The organism is Pseudoalteromonas sp. Scap06 (assembly GCF_013394165.1).
Classification (GTDB): Bacteria; Pseudomonadota; Gammaproteobacteria; order Enterobacterales; family Alteromonadaceae; genus Pseudoalteromonas.
In genome coordinates this window covers 867,573-886,732 of the sequence record NZ_CP041330.1, presented here as the reverse complement: position 1 = coordinate 886,732, position 19,160 = coordinate 867,573, and the positions used below count along the sequence as shown (strand labels likewise).

Below are 19,160 nucleotides of genomic sequence, written 5' to 3'. Positions count from 1 at the left end.
AATCACCTTAACGATTTCTAACTAAGCGCACGTAAGCGGTATTATCTTTTGGATAGGCTAAATCGTTGCCATCCATCATATCGATAGTGTAAGCCTGAGATAAACTGGCACCATCAACCGCGGTCTGTGAAGTCCAGTAGCGTAAATGCCCGACACTATTAGTCGATGGTGTATTAGGGAAAAATGCAGTATCTATCAATACATTTTGCCCTTGTTTACCGTAGTCGATTAAACCTAACAGCTCAGAATAAGTGGGTAAACGCCAATTACTGCCACCACAAAAATCAAGCGCGTTAACTTCATCTATATAGGTTTGCAATCCACAATCAGTATTATTTGGGCACGTAGTATTAGCACTACCCGTTACATCGCCACTATTGACAGTCCCTTGCCAAATATAGCGGTTTTGTCCATCACGCAGTGAGGTATTTGGTAACACACCGGAATAAGGACTTTTCACTTCCCAAACAAGGCCGGTAGTATTATCGCGAATACAGCTAAAGTTCGACGCATCATCAAGAAGCTCATCGGCAAACTCATTAAGTTTGGTGTAATCAAAAGCCAAATTCCCTTTACCCACTTTACCTAAACGATTGGCAAAACTATCACGCCCAAGATCAGCATCTTGAGCTGGAAACTCATCATTATTACAATTAATACGTTGAGTATTGTTATAACACTCACCCAGCCCAGTATCGTTTATTAACCCAAGCGCTTTAGGTGTTACATCAATAAATACAGTATCTGTGTCGGTACGCCCTTTTAAATCCATAACTTGTACTTCAAAGCTAAGAGTTGCATTTAAATCAATATCAGAGGCGAAAAAGCTAGCAGTACATGACTGCGGTTCAAGAAGAGCTTCGGTATTTCCGGTAAGTTGTTGCCACTTACATTGATAAGTCTGAGTTGCCGCTTCGCTTGCCGTCGCATCTAAAATAACCTTATCAAACTCTTCTACTGTTTGGTCTGCACCCGCATCGGCAATAATCACTTGGGCTGTTTTATTGAGAGTCATATCAAATTGTGATGCAGATACCCCGCCCTCATCATCCGTTACGGTGAGTTGCCATTTTAAGTTGGTGTTATTTTCTAATAATGGATGAGGAAAACTAAGCGTTGGATTGGTATAGCTATCAATTGTTAAATCAGGCCCAGATAATAATTGCCACAAGTAACTACTAATTTCGCCATTTTCATCGGGGTCTGTGGAAGTTAAACCACTAAGGGTTACAGTATCTTTATAAACTGAGGGTAAGTTTGCAGGAGCAACTTGAGTAACAACAGCAAGAGGAAGCTGATTATTAGAGGAAATGAAAACACTCAACTCGTCATTCACTAAACTACCATCTGGCGTTTGATAGCTTACCCTTAAGACCAATTCACTATCAGATTTTACATCCGGTGCAGTGATGGTTTGTTCAGCCCCTTCAAGCGGAAACACATCTATAATAGGACCGCTTACACGCTGCCAAGTAAAAATACCATCTGCAGGAGAGCCTTTTGCAGAAATAGTAAACTCTGATTTTTCTACAACTTGGAGATCGTTACCTGCAAATACTGACGTTTTAATATCACTGTTATCAGCACCGTCTCCCCCTCCACATGCAGCCAAAAGCAAGCATGCCATAAGTGGTATTAACGAAATTGCTTTCATACTAAGCACCTTTGTGTCTTAAAATTATCTAATAAGACTGTAAAGCAAAAAAAGTGCCATTATAAATTATAAATAGCTATCTTGATGAATACGAACAAATAACTTAGTGCCAACTTTACTGTAATCTACTTTATATTCGCGGCCATCTAAGGATTGAATAAACAACAACTGTTTCTCCTCGCTAAATACATCTGGACTTGCAATATAAACCATATCTAAGTAGCGCTCTTTTGCATCACGGCGGTTTTTTGGCAGCTCTTCTTTAAATGGTTCAAGGCCATTTGCTGTTACTTTAATTCGAGGATGTTCCTCACCATTAACAATCACTAAATCTAGTTTTCTGTCTTTGTGAATTATGGTGTTTCGACCACTTTTAATAAAAGATCTGTCTTGACTCATAGTTATTCCTAATCCCGCAGTGAGTGCTTATATTATTATTCACACTGCGACTTGATAAACTGAGAGGGATCACGCTTCCATTTATTTAAATTTGCGCAAAATTCCCAAATATCACTTTCTATTACACTGGCAGGTAACAGTAAGTCATACCCTGTTAAAAGCTGAAGATGCTTAGCCCTATTAGCAAACATCGCTATAAGCCCATTATAGTCAATTCCTTTTTTTGACCTAAATTTATTATCTTCAACTAACCATTCTGATGGGCAATGCCCATTTTTGCAATTTTTTTGAACAACTTGCATAAATAAGTGCCGCTGTTCTATTAGTAATTTACCCGCAATTCTTGGTGCTAAAGCAGCTAAAAATGTATCTATATCATTTAACTTAATACCAATCGCGTTCAGCTCAAGATGATCAATACCGTTATCAACTTTAGGAATACCGCAATGGTGGAGATTTTCTTGGTGTAAATCCCATTGCCCGTACTTATGCTGATATGTTAATTGCTGCTCAGTTAAAATAATACTATAAAAAGGTTCTTGTGTTTTAAAAAATCCAATTAAAATTGCTGCAATACATAAACTTACTAAAAAAAATTCAATAATACTGATTTCACCTGGACGCAATAAATTAAATAGCATGATGAAGATTAAACCAATGCTACCTACGACCAGTATTTCAATCCCATTTTTAGCGCCTTGCGCTCGGTATTTAAGTGTGTGTTTTTTTATATTAGCCATACTGAAAAAACGCCATATAAAATATAAACATAATAATAGCCCACAATACTAACTTTCTCAGTGTTAAACAGCGTTTGCATGATGTTTTGAAGTTCATCAATTAACTCCTATTATTACTGTTAAATATGCGCAATGACTAAGTATCAGTTATTTTTACGCCTAACGCACAAATTAATGAGATACATAACCGCCTTTTTTTGTCCTGATTTCGTACAATACTTATAATCTATTTTCAGGTATGAAAACAATGCACTCTAAACAATCCGGCAAAGCCCTATTTCCATTTATTATTTCGGTACTAATAATTTTTAGCGTTTATTTATATTTGCCCGCATCACAGGGCGAGCAAGCTGATTACTCGGCAATGACAACACAAGTCTCTGCGCACACTGTCGAGTCGCAAGAAAATGCCATTATGATTGAAGCCATTGGCAGTGCCCGTGCTAATCAGGCTATTTACATTAAAAGCGCACAAAACGATTATGTCACCAGCATTTACTTTGAAGACGGCGACTTGGTCAGCAAAGGACAAAAATTAGTGCAACTGCAAAACCAACAAGAACAATTTGCAGTAAAAGAACTTAGCATTAATTTACAAGAAGAAAAACGCCAATTAGCTAGGCTTACCGAACTTTCTCGCTCACAAGCGACTGCCAAGTCGTTACTTGAAGAACAGCTAGCCCGTGTTGATGCCAGCGAAGCTCAACTTGAAAGTGCCAAAACTAAACTCAATGAAATGGCTATTACCGCGCCTTTTTCTGGGTTACTGGGTAAACGCGAAATATCGGTAGGCGCTTATATTAGTAACAGCACGATAATTACAACCTTAGATGATATCAGTATCATAAAAGTTGATTTTAAAGTGCCTGAAAAGTATTTAGCTCAACTGAAAAACGGAATGACTGTTCGCACTCAAAACGATGCTTACCCTGATCAAACATTCACCGGTAAAGTAACCCATATAAGCTCACGTATTGATTCAATCACTCGCAGTGTAGAAGTAACAGCCAGTTTTGCTAATAAATCGGGTTTACTTCGCCCTGGTATGCTACTTAAAACTGCACTAGAGCTAAGCAGCAATCAAGCGCTAATGGTGCCTGAAAAAGCAATTATTCCTCTGCAAGATAAACATTATGTTTTTCAAATTGAAGATGGCATAGCTAATCGCATAGAGGTACATGTTGCAAGTAGAAACAATGGCTGGGTTGCAATAGACAAGGGGTTAAAGAACGGCCAGCAGATTGTTACCGAGGGAATAATCAAAATCCGCTCTGGTAGCAAAGTAAGCGTTAAGGGGTAACACGTGAAAATTACCGATACTAGCGTCAAACGCCCCGTTTTTGCGATTGTTATTAACTTACTGTTACTCACTTTTGGCTTAGTTGCTTTTAGTATGCTGCCTTTGCGTGAGTATCCAGATATTGAAACACCGATTGTAAATATTAGTACTGAATATACCGGTGCATCTGCTGAAATTATTGAAACAAAAATAACCCAAGTTATCGAGAACCGTATTTCGGGGATTGAGGGTATTAAAAGTATTAACTCATCGAGTCGTAATGGCCGCTCAAACATTACCATTGAGTTTAATATTAACCGCGATATAGACGATGCCTCTAACGATGTACGAGAACGTGTTGCACGGGCATTAGACAGCCTACCAGAGCAAGTACGCCCTCCTGAAGTATCAAAATCAAATAGTGACGAAAGCCCTATCGCGTGGTTTGTACTTAACAGTGAAACCATGGATTCATTGCAACTTTCTGATTATGCACAGCGTTTTATTGTCGACCGTTTAGCCGTTGTTGATGGTGTATCAAATGTGCGTATTGGGGGAGAGCGAAAGTATGCCATGAAAGTATGGCTTAACCGCCAAGCGATGGCAGCTCGTGGCATTACCTCTAGTGATATAGAGCAAACACTACGCAGTGAAAATGTAGAGCTTCCGGCGGGTGAAATTGAATCGGTAGACCGTGATTTTACTGTGCGCACTGCACGCAGCTATAAAAACCAACGTGATTTTCAAAACCTTGTCATTAAGCGAGGCGAAGATGGTTATTTAGTACGTCTAGGCGAAGTGGCTGACGTAAAATTAGAAGCCGCCGATGATGAAAGCTTATTTCGCGGAAATGGCCGTAATATGATTGGTATGGGTATTGTTAAACAAGCCAAAGCAAATACTCTTACAGTAGTTGATAATGCCCGCAGTGAACTGGAAAAGATTAAGCGTAACCTACCAGAAGGCACCACTATCGAAGACAGTTACGACTCTTCAGTATTTATCAAAGAATCAATTAATGAGGTTTATAAAACTTTAGCAATTTCTATGGGCTTAGTAGTGCTTATTATCTTTATATTTTTAGGTAATATTCGCGCCACACTTATTCCTGCGGTCACCGTACCGGTCGCCTTAGTCGGTAGTTTTATGTTTTTATTAGCAATGGGTTATTCAATTAACTTATTAACTCTACTGGCACTAGTATTAGCAATAGGCTTAGTGGTAGATGATGCCATTGTAATGCTAGAGAATATTCACCGCCGCATAGAACTTGGTGAGCCGCCTTTATTGGCAGCTTATCGCGGCGCCCGTGAGGTAGGCTTTGCAATTATAGCCACCACCCTAGTACTGATCTCTGTGTTTGTACCATTGGTGTTTATGGAAGGACGAATAGGCGCACTATTTACAGAATTTGCAATGGCGGTGAGTGCAGCCGTGTTCTTCTCCAGTATTACTGCATTAACACTCTCTCCGGCATTGTGTTCAAAGGTTTTAAAGGCCTCTGAAAAAGAAAGTAAATTTAGCCAAGCAATGGATCGCTTTTTTACTAAATTAGAAAATGGATACCGTAACGCTTTAGCGTCAAACATGACCCGCAAATGGGGCTTAATGCTGAGCTTAGTTTTAGCTGGGTTTGTTAGTTATTCATTATTTTTACAAATACCGTCTGAACTTACCCCTAAAGAAGACCGTGGTACCTTTTTTGTACTTATGAATGGCCCTGAAGGGGCTAGCTATGAGAATAATGCCGCTAATATGGCAAAGATAGAAGAACGCTTAATGCCTTACTCTGAATCTGGCGAACTAAGCCGAGTTTTAGTGCGAGTTCCAGGTTGGGGTGGCAGTGGTGGTGTAGCCATTGTTGGTATGGCGGATTGGGATAAACGCAAACGCTCAACCTGGGAAGTCATGGATGAAATAAGCGGTAAAATGCAAGAAGTCACCGATGTACGTGCTTTTGCAATTATGCGCCGTGGTATTGGCGGTGGTGGTTCATCGCGACCGATAGAGTTTGTTTTACAAGGTAATGATTATGCTCAGCTAGCTGATTGGCGCGATAGAATTATTAAACGTGCAGAGAAAAACCCTGGGTTAGTGCGCATTGATCATGATTATAAAGAAACCTTCCCACAATTTTTAGTCAGTATTGATAAAAATAAAGCCGCTGATTTAGGCGTATCAGTCTCAGATGTGGGACGTACACTTGAAACCATGCTTGGCCAACGCCGTGTAACCACTTTTATTGACCGCGGTGAAGAGTACGATGTAATTTTAAAGGGAACTAAAGAAGACTTTGCAAACCCTACTGATATTTCAAATATTTACCTTAAATCTCGCAGCAATGAATTGGTGCCACTCGACAGCCTTATAAGCTTGAAAGAAGAAGCCACCGCCTCGCGTTTAAATCGCTATAACCGTATGCGTGCAATTACTCTAAGTGCCAACTTAGCTGATGGCTATACGCTAGAACAAGCACTAAACTTTTTAAACAATGTTGCCGCAGAAGAAAATGACATTGATGGCGCCATTGATTACAAAGGTGAGTCACAATTGTTTTATGAAGGTGCCTCAGCTATGACCTACGTGTTTGTGCTGGCATTGACCGTGACCTTTTTAGTGCTCGCTGCTCAGTTTGAAAGCTTTATGCATCCGCTTGTTATTATGCTCACCGTTCCACTTGGGCTAATGGGTGCTATGTTTGGCCTATGGAGTATGGGCTTAACACTTAATATATACAGCCAAATTGGTATTGTGATGCTCATCGGGTTAAGCGCTAAAAACGGTATTCTGATTGTTGAATTTACCAATCAGTTACGTGATAAAGGGTTGGAATTTAGTGAAGCTATTTTACAAGCCGCTACCCAGCGTTTACGTCCTATTATAATGACCTCCCTAACCACAGTTATGAGCGCGGTACCTTTGGTACTCGCCTCAGGGCCTGGCTCGGAAAGTAGAATGGTAATTGGTGTAGTGGTATTTACCGGCGTAACGGTTGCCACCATACTGACTCTGTTTGTGGTGCCAGCTGCCTATTACGCACTAGCGCGAAATACACAATCACCAGAGTTTTTACAGCAAAAGCTAGATAAACAAGCAGCTGAAAAACCACTTAAAGAGATCTAAGTCACTCTGAGCGTCGTAATTAGCTGTTACGGCGCTATTTTGGTGCATATAACCATATAATTGAGGAAGTACTTATGAGTTCGACCACACAGGTAGCAACACTCGGCGGCGGCTGTTTTTGGTGTATTGATGCGGCATTTAGGCGTGTTAAAGGTGTACTCAGTGTTTGTTCTGGTTACACGGGCGGGCACACTGATAACCCAACCTACAAAGCTATTTGCACAGGCAATAGCGGGCATGCAGAAGTGATTAAGGTTGAATTTGATTCTAGTGTGATAAGCTTTGAAACCTTACTCGCAATGTTTTTTACCTTGCATGATGCCACCCAGTTAAATCGCCAAGGTAACGATATAGGTACTCAATACCGCAGCGTTGTGTATTACCATGATCAGCAACAACAATTGCAAACACAGGCCGTTATTGCAGAGCTGCAAACTCATGTTAGCGAACCTATAGTAACCGAGGTAAGCCCAGCAACCACTTTTTACCCTGCTGAAAGTTTTCACCAAGACTACTACAATGAAAACCCAGAACAAGGCTACTGTAGTATTTTAATTGCACCTAAATTGCACAAGTTTGAAACCGAATTTAGCGAGTTTTTAACGGAATAACACATTAAAAAGCCCGATTTAAATTCGGGCATTTATTATATGTGCTAATTCAGTAATTAAAACTCATAGCTTATACCAGCAAACAAGCGACGTTCTGGTGTATTATAGTAATACGCTTGAGCTGTTGTAGAACTTAGATGTGAATCAACGGCGTTGTACTGTTTATCGAACAGGTTTTCTACGCGAAGCGATACTTCAATATTTTGATTAACTTGATAATTACCCGCTAAATTCCATAGTGTGTAAGAGCCTAAGTGGGTTTGTGCACCTTGACGATCGCTGCGATACTGCATATCGATACGCGCATCAAAGTTACCAAACTGTTTTTTAAGCTCCCAATTAAATGTACGCTTAGCAACATTACGCAACTCTGCGCCTGTTTCTTTGTTCTGCGCACTTAAATATGCAAAATTAAGGTGACTATCAAAACCAAAAACCTGCTGAGAAAGACTAAATTCAACCCCTTCAAAGCGAGCCTCGTCAATATTAGCTAATGCAAAGTTTGCATCATAATCAATTTTATCCTCAATGTCGTTTCTAAAAATAGCGACATCAACTTGCGCAATATCAAAGTCTACATTTAAGCCAAGCTCACGGTTAACGGACTTTTCTGGTTGTAAATTAGGGTTACCAAAATCAGGGTAATATAAATCGTTAAAGGTAGGCGCTTTAAACCCTGTGCTCTGGCTTAAACGGAATGTTGCATTACTCGATAAATGATATCCCGCTGCCGCGGTATACGTTGTTTCATCACCAAACTGTTCATCATCATCTTGGCGAACAGTTAGATTAGCAAGCACCTTATCTGTACCGTAATAGGCACCTACAAATACTGCAAGCACGTCACGACTATCTTCAATAAATACTTGAGAGCTGCGCGACACATCGTCTTTATACCAGTTAATACCGCCACTAATATTTAAAGTATCATCTAAACGATATTGGCCATTGTAATCAATTTGAGTACGCTGAGTTATAAACGTACTTGTGACTGGCAGACCAGTGGAAAAATTAACATAAGTGTTATCTGAGTCATCAGTTACAAGTGCAATATCAACACCGTGAGACTGATTTTTATAGTTTTTATTCCAACCAGCAGACAATTGATAATTTTCAAAGTCATTGCGTTCAATCGTGCTATCGGCAGGACTAAAGCGACTATCGTAATCAGCAAAGCCTTCGCTGTATTGACCTAATAACTTAAAATCACCGTACTGTGCATCATTATAATTTACTTTAAAACCGAGGTTTTTGTTCTCATAACCATCTTCATCTGGCGCTACACCTTGCAATACATCAAAACCATCTGTTTTTTCAAAACCTGCATTAAATGCACTCCTCATATCGCTTGACTTTACAGAGCCTGCCATTTGATAATCTTGGTAAGCGTCTGAACCAAATGTTGCACTAACAGAAAGGTTATCTGACTCACGCGTAATAATGTTAATAACACCAGCAAGTGCATCAGAGCCATAGACAGCGGCACGTGACCCTTTAATTATTTCAATGCGTTCAATACTATTTAAAGGCACGTTACTCAATGCTTTTTGGCCAAGCGTTGCAGAACCGGTACGAACACCATCAATCAAAATTAACGTATCACCAGAGCCTGTACCACGCAAGGACACACCAGCGTTTTGACCAAAGCCGCCATTTGAGTTTATTTGAAAGCCTACCTGAGTACTTAGAAGTGTGGGTAAATCTCGGTAATTACCTTGCTCAATATCTATGCGTTCAATAACATTAACACTGGCAAGTACATTATTGATTGATTGTTCAAATTTATTTGCAGTAACGGTTATTCTTTCAATGGTTTGTTCTGCAGATGCAGAAAAAGACAGCGCAGCCGAAATAGCCACACCCAATGCAGTTTTATTTATCATGATGTTCCCTATCTCTGCCCACCGCAAAGATGTTAGTAAGTAAGATTACATCAAGGCCGGTCTCCGGACTCAGTTACCATAATAAAATACAGCATAACTTTACCGTTGCGGGGGCAGTGTTGGGATTGACTTCATCAATGAAAACGCACCAACTTCCCGATTATCCTACTAAAAAAATCACACCTTTGAAGTGTTTAGCAAGCACCTTGAAAATAGGCTGCTATTGTTATCTGTTTACTTAAAAATGTCAACGGACGTCTAAACATCTACAATTTGATTTTTGGGGTTCGGGGTTCGGGGCTCGGGGCTCTCGGGGCTCGGGGCTCGGGCTCGGGGCTCGGGCTCGGGGCTCAGGGCTCGGGGCGTCAGATGTGTATAAGAGACAGATCATAGATTCAAAAATAAAAAAGCCAAACAATATAGCGTGTTTGGCTAAATACATGTTGCTTTGAACTAAGCGCCTATAGTGCCTAGCTCGAAACAATAAATTAATCGCGGAAGTTTTTAAACTGAAATGGCTGACCTAAATCGGCAGTGCGTACAACTTGCATAGCAGCTTGTAAGTCATCACGCTTTTTACCCGTTACGCGTACTTCTTCGCCTTGAATAGCCGCTTGCACTTTTACTTTAGAATCTTTAATGGCTTTTACTACTTTTTTAGCCATATCTTTTTCGATACCCTGCTTTAGTGCAACGTTACGAAAAACATTTTTGCCTGCGCGAGAAATCTCTTGAAGTTCTAAGCTCGCAACGTCCATTCCACGCTTAGAAACTTTCCCAGCTAAAATATCAAACAACTGCATAACCTGAGCATCTGCTTCAGCTTTTAATTTAATTGTTTTATCGTTTAATTCAATTGAGGCATCGACCCCTCTAAAATCAAATCGTGTTTCTAATTCACGATTGGCGTTATCAACCGCGTTTTGTGCTTCGTTCATTTCTACTTCAGATACAATATCAAATGAAGGCATGATGTTCTCCTAACTAGCTAATCTTAATTTTATGCGGCAATTATAACGTTAAAATGATAAATCTTTACATTTTTCTGCATCTTGTTCAGGTGCGATACTAATTTAGTTTGATATACTGAGGCTTCTTTTTTATACGATTTTAGGATTTTTTGTGACGAGGCGTGTTTACCAAGCTATTTTTTTAATTAGTATTGTCGCATTTACCTTCTTATTTGCTAAAGAGGTAAAAGGGGCTGCAAACTTATTTCCGCATGTAGATAAAGTGGCGCATTTTGGTATTTTCTTTTTACTTGCCATTATAATGGATAAAGCCTTTAAACTGCCGTTATATGCACAAATATTGCTGTTAGCCGGCTATGGTGCCGCAATAGAAATTATGCAAGATAGCCTTCCTTACAGACAAGCATCACTGGCCGATTTTGTTGCCGACTTTATTGGTGCGGCGAGCTACTTTTTAGCTAAAGCCCTATTAACACTACGTAAAAAGAAGCGTTATGGCTAACATACTTGTTGTTGGTGATGGTGCTATTGGCTTGTTATTTAGCTATTTCTTAGCGAAACATCACACTGTTAATATTCTTACTAAAAAAGGCACCCTTAACACTCGCTTTTATAGCCGTGGTGATGCCCCTTCAGAAAAAATTAACGCTACTTTCATCTCACAACAGCAATTAGCTCAAGCTCCTGAATTTGAAATTGTTTTATTCACTGTTAAAGCGTTTGCAGTGCAACAAGCCTATGCCCAAGTAAAGCCTTATCTTGGTAATAATACCCATATTGTACTGAGTCATAATGGCATGGGTAATGTTGAACAATTAAATGCACAGTTAACAAAGCAGCAGTCGTTGTACTTTTTAACCACTAGCATGGCTGGGTTCAAATCAAACCCTAATATTGTGCAGCATACCGGAAACGGGCAAAGTGTATTAGGGGGCTGTAGTCAACTAGCTATGCAAAATATTAAACAGCTTAGTGCGCAATTACACACTATTCCGCAATTAATTGTCAGTAATAATATTGAGCAACTGCGGTTTGAAAAGCTACTGGTTAATATTGCCATAAATCCATTAACCGCTCTGTACAATATAAAAAACGGCCAGTTGCGTGCGCCACAGTTTAATAGCTCAATTATTAATTTATTAACTGAAGCGTGCCACACTGCGACCGCGCTTAAACTTAATATTAAGCTTATTGATGCCCTCGAGCGCGCCTATAAGGTGATGAGTTTAACCGCAGAGAATTACTCATCTATGCATCAAGACGTTTTGCATAATAGGCAAACTGAGATCATGGCAATTTGTGGCTATATAAGTGAGCAAGGAAAACTGCACCATATTGCAACACCTTATAATGACGCCTTACTTGCTGAAATTTTGGCAAAAAAAAGCGCGGAATAAATCCGCGCATCTAATATATTAAGCCATCAAGGACGATATACTTTTACGGTGTTAAAGCCTTCTTCGTGAAGAATAAGCGCTTGTAATTGGCTCATTACTCCTTTTTGGCAATATAAGTAATAGTCTTTACCTTTAGGTAAATCACCAAACTTAGTTGCTAAGCGGAAAAACGGTAAGTGGATAACTTCAATACCTTCAATTTCCAGCGGCGAAGCATCTTCTTCTTCAGGTGAGCGAATATCAACAACAACCGCTCCCTCTGGTAACTCTGTAACTGATTCTGCCTCTTTAAGCTCTTGCTTAGCCTCAACATCAATATCGCGCACATCCATAACACGGGCGTTATCAATAACGGTATCTAATACGTCAAAATCAAACTTCTCTTCTTCTGCTTTAATTACTTCAATTTTGGCTTTAACCGTCGGCTTTTTAGAGATCACACCACAGTATTCAGGCATCGTTTCTGCCATTTCTGCAGTGCCTATTTGGCGCGCTATATTGATGATCTCTTGCTTATCATGTTGAATAAGAGGACGTAAAATCAGCGTTTCGGTTACACGGTCAATAACACTTAAGTTAGCTAAGGTTTGGCTAGACACCTGACCTATACTTTCACCCGTTACCAAAGCTTGAATATTTAGTTTTTCAGCAACGGCACTACCCGCTCGCATCATCATACGTTTAAGCACAACACCCATTTGGCTGTTCTCAACGTTTTCTAAAATTTCAGCAACAACCGGTTCAAAATCAACGGTAATAAACTTAACTTTATGCGTAGAGCTGTATTGCTTCCATAGGTAGTAGCTCGCTTGCTTAACCCCAATTTCATGGGCAGCGCCACCTAAGTTAAAGAATAAAAAGTGTGTACGAGCGCCTTTACGGATCATCTGATAACTGGCAACGCCAGAATCAAATCCACCAGACATAAGCGATAATACATCGTCTTGTGTTGGCAGTGGAAAGCCCGCCATTCCTAAATGGGTTTGCGTCACTATGTAGGCTTTTTCGTCTTTAATTTCTAAACGAATCGTTACCTCAGGGCGGCTTAGCTTTACTCGGGCTCCTTCAACATGTTGATTAAGCCCGCCACCAACGTAGCGCTCTAATTCAGTTGAAGTAAAATCATGTTGACCTATGCGCTTAGCACGTACACAAAAGGTTTTACCAATAATAGTGTGGCCAACTAACGCAATGGTTTTTTGATAGATGTCATCAAGGGTTTTAAAGTCTGTTTCGGTCACTTCAATAAACTGTACGATGCCAGGAATGCGCTGCAAGCTATCAATAAAATCAAGGCGAGTTTGAGCATCATCTAGTTTTGTAACAACTGAAATATTATCCCAGTTATTACGTACTTGTACTTTTTCGTCAACACGACGCAATACAATTTTAATGTTATTTTCTAACACTTTGGTAAAGCGTTTACGGACTGAACGGCTTTTGATGGCTATTTCAGGGTGAAGTTTGACGATAAATTTAAGCATAGTTCAACTCTTAGACTGCGGGAATTCGCGCACCCAGGCATTGGGCGCGGCGGATTATAGCAAAAAATTTAACGCCTAGGAACTAACCAACTCAACAGGCTTAAGGATTCTGGGGGGCAGCATTTGCTAAAAGTGCGTACTTGTCTCTTAACTGATTAATTTTATTTGCGCTTTTTTCTGTACTGTAAGCCTTAAATAAAGTCAGTACTTTTACAATACCAGGGTATATATCTTGCTCAACCAGCACACCACTTAGTCTTCTTGCTTTCATATAGGGTGTCCAAAAGCTAACCGTTAATTTTAGCGTATGAGCAAGTTCAATGGCATCTTGTTCATCAATGGCAATAATTTCACTATCCCGCAAGGCCAAAATGATGTTACGTACCTGCTCAAGTAATTCCTGCTGAAAATCAATGTAACCCTGTTTTAAATGGCTATCGCGAGCAAGAATATCGCCAAGGTTGTCGTAAAAAAAATGATAGCGCCACATTAATTCAAATAGCGAATCTAAATAAGGGCCAAGATGCTCAAAAGCATCGTCGCCTTTATCAACTGGCTTAAAGTGAGTACTTAAATGGTCACGATAAAGTGCAAATATGTGGCGAATAATGTCTTCTTTATTTTTAAAGTGGTAGTACAGATTACCCGGACTCATGCCTAAACTCGATGCAATATGATTAGTTGATATTGCTCTTTCACCATGTTCATTAAACAATGAAATACTGGTTTGAATTATTTTATCCTTGGTATTCATATACTCATTACTCAATTTTCGAAAATACGATGCTGCATTAAAACAATCCACTAGGGCCTGTTTATCTTTCGAGGTTGAATTTGCAGCAGTGTGTTTGGTATTTTGGCAAGGCAGAGCCTATGTAGTGTGGTTATTCCCCATAAATAGGCGATAACGCAGCATAAATACCAAACACGCGCTGCCTGAAGGTTCGTCCTAGGGACGATTAACTCTTTGTTGCTCGGCTTTTACTTAGCCCACTAGGTTACAAACCTCGCGCCACGATTAAATCGTCCCTAGTTAGAACAAATTTTAATCCTGAAAGGTCAACAGGCCCTAGTATAAACAAATAGTCAGCGTTAAAACAATCAAGGCAGGAAGTTCTTCACAATTTACTTACAAGGCTGCTTTGCACACTAAACACTGCTACACTACGGCTAAAAATAATAACACAGTAAATATTATGAAAGTGACCGCAATCTACCCAGGCACATTTGACCCTCTTACCAACGGCCACACTGATTTAATTCAGCGTGCGGCTAAAATGTTCGATACCGTTATTGTGGCTATTGCTCATAACCCAAGTAAAAAACCGTGTTTTACTTTAGAAGAACGCGTTGATTTAGCAAATGAGATTTTAAGCCATTTAGATAATGTAAAAGTCATTGGCTTTTCAGGGCTACTAGCAGATCTGGCTCGCGACCATAATGCAAATGTATTGATTAGAGGTATAAGAGCGGTTTCTGATTTTGATTATGAATTTCAACTCGCGAATATGAACCGCCGTTTAAACCCTGATTTAGAAAGTGTATTTTTAACACCTGCTGAGCGTAATACCTTTATATCATCAACCTTGGTAAAAGAAGTTGCGCGCCATAACGGAGATGTGAGTGAGTTTGTTGATAGCATAGTAATGAAAGCCCTGCAATCTAGGCTGGGGGAAACCAAGCATTAAACTCAACGCCTAGCGTTTCATTATGTTGCGCTAGGTAGCTTCGCTCTTGCTTGAAGTAAAAAGTTCTTAAACCTCACTAAACCCAAAAAGTCTTTATTAATAAAGAAAATAGCTATCATCACAAAATCCATCAGATTAATTCCCAAAGAATAAAATGACCAGAACCACCATGGTGTGCTGTTATTAAAGACTAGCACATCTAAATGCATACCAAAAAATAGCAGTGAGTTTATGCTCAGTCCTAATAATAGATAAGAAGTTATAGTATTTTTATTTATGAAGTTACTTACCACTAAAATAGCCAAAATAGTCATTAGGTCAAAAAGTAATAGTTGCGTGTAAGAAATATTTTGAATATCAATGAACAAGCTTGAAGAGTATGAAATTGACATGATTAGCGATAGCCATAAAGCCTCTTTTTTTGATGTATTTATACTCGTTACTAATGAGTATAAAAAAGCCATTAAAAAGCCCCATTGAACAAACGCACCTAGATAAAGAGATACATATGGGTTGAGCAAGAAGTCATTCATTTGAAACATTATTTCGAATAGCTAAATTAAGTTGTTTTTTTACCTGTCGTTTTTTTAAGATACTTGTATTTATTACCAAAGAAATAATCATTAATACATCAATAAAGTTTACTCCTAAAGAGTAAACACTCCAAAGCCACCATTCATCAATATTATTACGTACAAATAAGTCATAATAAATGAAAAATGTTAGCAGACTATTTATTAGTAAGCCTGAAATAATATAATAGCTAGCGAGGGGAGCTTTTAGACAGAAATTCAATAAAATGAGAATAATAGAAATGGTTATATAATCGAAGAGGATCCAGTCTAAGTATACATTTTCTAATATCGGAAAAAAATCACTACAAAAGTAAGAGGAAAACATAATAGCGGCTAAGTATGTTACCGACTTGTCTGGCTTATTAATACTCGAAACAAGTGAGTATAAAAATGCCATTAAAAAACCCCATTGAGTGAAAGCACTTACGTAATCAACCATGCTGTAATCGATGTACAACTTAGTTACAATCCCTTGCAATTTTAGGTCTTAGGAATAATGATACTATTTTATTTTTGAGTTTGTGTAATCCTAAGAAGTCTTTGTCTACAATTAGAGCAACAATCATTACTAGGTCTATAAATGTCACTCCAAACGTGTATATATCCCACAAAAACCAAGGTTCAATATTTTTATTAATAAAAATATCTAAATGCATTAGCAAAGCTAACATCAAATTAATTGAAAGGCCTATTAGTAAATATAATAATGAAGGAGTCGTAGTTTTACTTAATTTGTAAACGAAAATTAGGCAAATTATGGTTATTAAATCATGTATTGCCCAATCAAAATAAGTAGTATTGTAATAGGAAATCCATGTAAATAAGTAATCAGTCACGGAATAGGATACTACCATAACTAATGAGCTGAGTAATAAAGTCGTTCTCCTCTTAACATCTAAGCTGTAGACAAAGAGGTTAAAAAAAAACGCCATTAAAAAGCCCCATGTCACTAGGGCTGACAAAGAAAACAGACCAAAAAACTCAGCTAAAAACATTTACTACCTTTCTATCACTTTGGACGAGGTAAAAGAATCGTATTACCACGCTGGAGATCAGCACTACCGCCAGCAGCAGCCATCGCCTCTTGAGATATACTAACTGTATCAGATTGTAGGGTTTTAGGGCTAGCAGTTTGTTCCATTGCAGGCTTTAATTGTTGCGTTTTATTGTATGCTTGCATTTGTACTTGGCTGTTCGCTGAAATTTGCATGTGATTAATCCTCTTGAGTATTAAATTTTATTATTGGCGCAAATTTAAATCACACCACCTGCAGCAGTTAGTAAATAACTGCAGTCGCGTTTAATCTATGTTGGTTAATTGACTCAACAACTCGCTTCAGAATAATAAAAGCAAACGATATGCCAACTTTAAATTAATAGTATGTTAATTTAAAAATTATTTTATTTTACTCAAAAAAAAACGCATCGGGGTCACCGTGCGTTTTTTATCCTAGGGATTGCTCAAGCCACGTTTTTGCATGGGATCTCCATGCTATTACTTAGCTTTAACATATATTCCATTGCGACTTCATCACAGTTTTCTTTGCGTAAACATAGCTCGCAATCTTTCATTACTTTTTCAGGTAGGCTCTCTTTATCACAGAAACTAAACCGCTGATTTTCGAAAAAGTCAGGTACACGAGTCAGAACGATGACACGATTGAGTGCCAATTTTTTGGCTTTCACTAATAAGTGTTCAACCAGTTCTCGTCCCTGCCCCGTTACTGCGCTTTTAGGATCAATGCCTAATGAACGTATTTCAGCTAATCCTGTGTCGTAAATATAAAGTGAAGCACAACCCGATACCTGACCGTTTATCTCAGTTACGGCAAACTCATTAATTGAGTGCACCATATCACTTTTAGCTCGCGGTAAATTTTCGCCTACTGTTGCCCAGTGCTGTACGAGTTTAGCAATTGCTTCTACGTCATCTAAGTTGGCATCACGAACCGTTATTTGCTGTTTTTTTTTCGCGTCTTTCACCGCTTTGCTTACTTGCTCTAATGATGTACCGCCAAGCGCTTGGCGTGCCTTAATACAGGCATCAATTTCAAGTACCGGATACACGTCATCTTCAAACACTGGATTTACTGATTTATACTGCTCTAGTGAAAGCTCCTCTAACGTTTTACCTTCACTAATAGCTAATTGCACCAACACCCCAACAATATGATGCCCTTCTCTGAACGGCACTCCTTTAGCCACTAAATAATCAGCAAGTTCGGTTGCATTCGCGTGGCCACCTTTTGCCGCTGCAAGGGTTTTATCTGCTTTCACTTTTATACCTTTAATACACGCTTGTGCCATATGAATACACGCAAGCCATGTTGGCATGGCATCAAAAATGCCTTCTTTGTCTTCTTGCATGTCTTTATTGTAGGCAAGCGGTAGTGCTTTTAGAGTCATCATCATTGCGCTAAACGCACCAAACACCCGGCCAGTTTTACCACGAATTAGCTCTAATGCATCTGGGTTTTTTTTCTGTGGCATTAAAGATGAACCCGAGGTCACATTATCGGCCAGTTCAATAAAGCCAGCTTCGCCTGAGTTATAAAAAATTAGGTCTTCAGACATCCGCGATAAGTGGATCATAGAAATAGACGCGCAGCTTAATAGCTCAACCACAAAGTCACGATCAGATACGCCATCTAAACTATTCTTAGTCGCGCCAGTAAATCCTAGCCCTTGTGCAAGTGCATGGCGGTCAATCGGGTATGCAGTGCCTGCAAGAGCGCCACTGCCGAGTGGGCAATAATTCATTCGTGCTTGGGCATCTTGTAATCGACTTTCATCACGCTCAAGCATTTCTACATAAGCCATACACCAATGGCTAAATAACACCGGTTGTGCACGCTGTAAGTGGGTATAACCTGGTAATATTGTGCCAAGTTCACGTTCAGCTAAGCCAATAAACTCTGCTTTAAGTTGCGTAATCGCTTTTAAAATATGATCGGCGGTATCGCGGCACCAGAGTCTAAAGTCGGTAGCAACTTGGTCGTTACGGCTTCGGCCTGTGTGTAACTTTTTAGCTAAATCACCTACTTTTTCAATTAGTGCAGCTTCAACATGCGAGTGAATATCCTCTGCACCTGAGGTAGCTACAGCCGTTGGGTCTGCTTTTACCTCTTCAAGTAACTCATAAAGTGCCGATACCAGCTTTTTGTGCTCATCACTAGATAACACGCTTACTTGTTCAAGTGCACCAGCCCATGCAACAGAGCCAATAATATCTTGCTCTGCTAATTGATAATCGAAGGGAAGTGAATCGTTAAACTGTTTAAACGCTTCATCTGGACCCGTAGAAAAACGTCCGCCCCATAATGCCATGAAATTTCTCCAAACCCGATAATAGCCCC

General features: G+C 39.3%; 17 protein-coding genes and 1 riboswitch. Of the genes, 6 read left to right on the top strand and 11 right to left on the bottom strand.

Going from position 1 to position 19,160, the window contains the following annotated elements; genetic code table 11:
• Positions 1 to 7: 7 nt before the first annotated feature.
• The 3 genes from FLM47_RS04050 to FLM47_RS04040 all read right to left on the bottom strand — a co-directional run bounded on the left by FLM47_RS04050 (position 8) and on the right by FLM47_RS04040 (position 2,793).
• Positions 8 to 1,654 (bottom strand): DUF1566 domain-containing protein, encoded by a 1,647-nt coding sequence (locus FLM47_RS04050; RefSeq protein ID WP_178955331.1) that lies wholly within the window; start codon positions 1,652 to 1,654, stop codon positions 8 to 10.
• 66 nt (positions 1,655 to 1,720) lie between these two features.
• A complete protein-coding gene (locus tag FLM47_RS04045; RefSeq protein WP_010391054.1) occupies positions 1,721 to 2,053 on the bottom strand; it encodes a hypothetical protein in 333 nt (110 codons plus the stop codon).
• A gap of 35 nt (positions 2,054 to 2,088) precedes the next feature.
• Entirely contained in the window at positions 2,089 to 2,793 is a 705-nt protein-coding gene (locus tag FLM47_RS04040; protein WP_178955329.1) for a DUF2982 domain-containing protein, read from the bottom strand.
• Between the two features lie 247 nt (positions 2,794 to 3,040).
• Here FLM47_RS04040 and FLM47_RS04035 point away from each other — a divergent pair, with 247 nt between their 5' ends.
• The 3 genes from FLM47_RS04035 (at position 3,041) to msrA (ending at position 7,806) form a co-directional block, all read left to right on the top strand.
• On the top strand, positions 3,041 to 4,093 hold the full coding sequence (locus tag FLM47_RS04035) for an efflux RND transporter periplasmic adaptor subunit (RefSeq protein ID WP_138571138.1): 1,053 nt from the start codon (positions 3,041 to 3,043) through the stop codon (positions 4,091 to 4,093).
• Between the two features lie 3 nt (positions 4,094 to 4,096).
• A complete protein-coding gene (locus tag FLM47_RS04030; protein WP_010391050.1) occupies positions 4,097 to 7,195 on the top strand; it encodes an efflux RND transporter permease subunit in 3,099 nt (1,032 codons plus the stop codon).
• Between the two features lie 74 nt (positions 7,196 to 7,269).
• Positions 7,270 to 7,806, top strand: a complete 537-nt coding sequence (gene msrA / locus FLM47_RS04025) for a peptide-methionine (S)-S-oxide reductase MsrA (RefSeq protein ID WP_138605671.1) — start codon at positions 7,270 to 7,272, stop codon at positions 7,804 to 7,806.
• Positions 7,807 to 7,862: 56 nt separating this feature from the next.
• Here the strand turns inward: msrA and FLM47_RS04020 are convergent, their stop codons facing one another.
• Together FLM47_RS04020 and FLM47_RS04015 are read right to left on the bottom strand one after the other, a co-directional pair.
• Positions 7,863 to 9,689: a TonB-dependent receptor domain-containing protein gene (locus FLM47_RS04020; protein ID WP_178955327.1), complete on the bottom strand. Its 1,827-nt coding sequence runs from the start codon at positions 9,687 to 9,689 to the stop codon at positions 7,863 to 7,865.
• 36 nt (positions 9,690 to 9,725) lie between these two features.
• A riboswitch (cobalamin riboswitch) is annotated at positions 9,726 to 9,891 on the bottom strand.
• Between the two features lie 286 nt (positions 9,892 to 10,177).
• The gene (locus FLM47_RS04015; protein WP_008113183.1) at positions 10,178 to 10,660 is read right to left on the bottom strand and encodes a YajQ family cyclic di-GMP-binding protein; all 483 of its coding nucleotides are present in this window, start codon (positions 10,658 to 10,660) and stop codon (positions 10,178 to 10,180) included.
• A gap of 151 nt (positions 10,661 to 10,811) precedes the next feature.
• Here FLM47_RS04015 and FLM47_RS04010 point away from each other — a divergent pair, with 151 nt between their 5' ends.
• Both FLM47_RS04010 and FLM47_RS04005 read left to right on the top strand, forming a co-directional pair.
• On the top strand, positions 10,812 to 11,162 hold the full coding sequence (locus FLM47_RS04010) for a VanZ family protein (RefSeq protein ID WP_008113182.1): 351 nt from the start codon (positions 10,812 to 10,814) through the stop codon (positions 11,160 to 11,162).
• A complete protein-coding gene (locus tag FLM47_RS04005; RefSeq protein ID WP_178955325.1) occupies positions 11,155 to 12,057 on the top strand; it encodes a ketopantoate reductase family protein in 903 nt (300 codons plus the stop codon). Before FLM47_RS04010 ends, FLM47_RS04005 begins: the two co-directional genes overlap by 8 nt.
• Positions 12,058 to 12,083: 26 nt before the next feature.
• Here FLM47_RS04005 and thiI read toward each other — a convergent pair whose 3' ends face one another.
• Both thiI and FLM47_RS03995 read right to left on the bottom strand, forming a co-directional pair.
• A complete protein-coding gene (gene thiI / locus FLM47_RS04000) occupies positions 12,084 to 13,541 on the bottom strand; it encodes a tRNA uracil 4-sulfurtransferase ThiI (protein ID WP_178955323.1) in 1,458 nt (485 codons plus the stop codon).
• Positions 13,542 to 13,641: 100 nt separating this feature from the next.
• Positions 13,642 to 14,295, bottom strand: a complete 654-nt coding sequence (locus FLM47_RS03995; RefSeq protein ID WP_010391043.1) for a TetR/AcrR family transcriptional regulator — start codon at positions 14,293 to 14,295, stop codon at positions 13,642 to 13,644.
• A gap of 442 nt (positions 14,296 to 14,737) precedes the next feature.
• Here FLM47_RS03995 and coaD point away from each other — a divergent pair, with 442 nt between their 5' ends.
• Entirely contained in the window at positions 14,738 to 15,229 is a 492-nt protein-coding gene (gene coaD / locus FLM47_RS03990) for a pantetheine-phosphate adenylyltransferase (protein ID WP_138605064.1), read from the top strand.
• Between the two features lie 20 nt (positions 15,230 to 15,249).
• On the opposite strand, the gene FLM47_RS03985 is transcribed toward coaD, so the two are convergent.
• The 4 genes from FLM47_RS03985 to argH all read right to left on the bottom strand — a co-directional run bounded on the left by FLM47_RS03985 (position 15,250) and on the right by argH (position 19,131).
• Positions 15,250 to 15,762: a hypothetical protein gene (locus FLM47_RS03985; RefSeq protein WP_178956842.1), complete on the bottom strand. Its 513-nt coding sequence runs from the start codon at positions 15,760 to 15,762 to the stop codon at positions 15,250 to 15,252.
• Between the two features lie 500 nt (positions 15,763 to 16,262).
• Positions 16,263 to 16,799 carry a hypothetical protein gene (locus FLM47_RS03980; RefSeq protein WP_138605067.1) on the bottom strand — a complete coding sequence of 179 codons (537 nt, stop codon included), beginning with the start codon at positions 16,797 to 16,799 and terminating at the stop codon, positions 16,263 to 16,265.
• 14 nt (positions 16,800 to 16,813) lie between these two features.
• A complete protein-coding gene (locus FLM47_RS03975) occupies positions 16,814 to 17,014 on the bottom strand; it encodes a hypothetical protein (protein ID WP_076920190.1) in 201 nt (66 codons plus the stop codon).
• A 251-nt stretch (positions 17,015 to 17,265) separates the two neighbouring features.
• Entirely contained in the window at positions 17,266 to 19,131 is a 1,866-nt protein-coding gene (gene argH, locus FLM47_RS03970; protein WP_138605069.1) for an argininosuccinate lyase, read from the bottom strand.
• Positions 19,132 to 19,160: the final 29 nt, after the last annotated feature.

Bases quoted from the DNA above. Each gene is read 5' to 3' on its own strand.
- FLM47_RS03995 (WP_010391043.1), bottom strand. From the start codon at position 14,295: ATGAATACCAAGGATAAAATAATTCAAACCAGTATTTCATTGTTTAAT.
- msrA (WP_138605671.1), top strand. From the start codon at position 7,270: ATGAGTTCGACCACACAGGTAGCAACACTCGGCGGCGGCTGTTTTTGG.
- coaD (WP_138605064.1), top strand. From the start codon at position 14,738: ATGAAAGTGACCGCAATCTACCCAGGCACATTTGACCCTCTTACCAAC.
- FLM47_RS04050 (WP_178955331.1), bottom strand. From the start codon at position 1,654: ATGAAAGCAATTTCGTTAATACCACTTATGGCATGCTTGCTTTTGGCT.
- FLM47_RS03980 (WP_138605067.1), bottom strand. From the start codon at position 16,799: ATGTTTTTAGCTGAGTTTTTTGGTCTGTTTTCTTTGTCAGCCCTAGTG.
- FLM47_RS04040 (WP_178955329.1), bottom strand. From the start codon at position 2,793: ATGGCTAATATAAAAAAACACACACTTAAATACCGAGCGCAAGGCGCT.
- FLM47_RS04015 (WP_008113183.1), bottom strand. From the start codon at position 10,660: ATGCCTTCATTTGATATTGTATCTGAAGTAGAAATGAACGAAGCACAA.
- FLM47_RS03975 (WP_076920190.1), bottom strand. From the start codon at position 17,014: ATGCAAATTTCAGCGAACAGCCAAGTACAAATGCAAGCATACAATAAA.
- thiI (WP_178955323.1), bottom strand. From the start codon at position 13,541: ATGCTTAAATTTATCGTCAAACTTCACCCTGAAATAGCCATCAAAAGC.
- FLM47_RS04045 (WP_010391054.1), bottom strand. From the start codon at position 2,053: ATGAGTCAAGACAGATCTTTTATTAAAAGTGGTCGAAACACCATAATT.
- FLM47_RS04035 (WP_138571138.1), top strand. From the start codon at position 3,041: ATGCACTCTAAACAATCCGGCAAAGCCCTATTTCCATTTATTATTTCG.
- FLM47_RS04020 (WP_178955327.1), bottom strand. From the start codon at position 9,689: ATGATAAATAAAACTGCATTGGGTGTGGCTATTTCGGCTGCGCTGTCT.
- FLM47_RS04005 (WP_178955325.1), top strand. From the start codon at position 11,155: ATGGCTAACATACTTGTTGTTGGTGATGGTGCTATTGGCTTGTTATTT.
- argH (WP_138605069.1), bottom strand. From the start codon at position 19,131: ATGGCATTATGGGGCGGACGTTTTTCTACGGGTCCAGATGAAGCGTTT.
- FLM47_RS03985 (WP_178956842.1), bottom strand. From the start codon at position 15,762: ATGAATGACTTCTTGCTCAACCCATATGTATCTCTTTATCTAGGTGCG.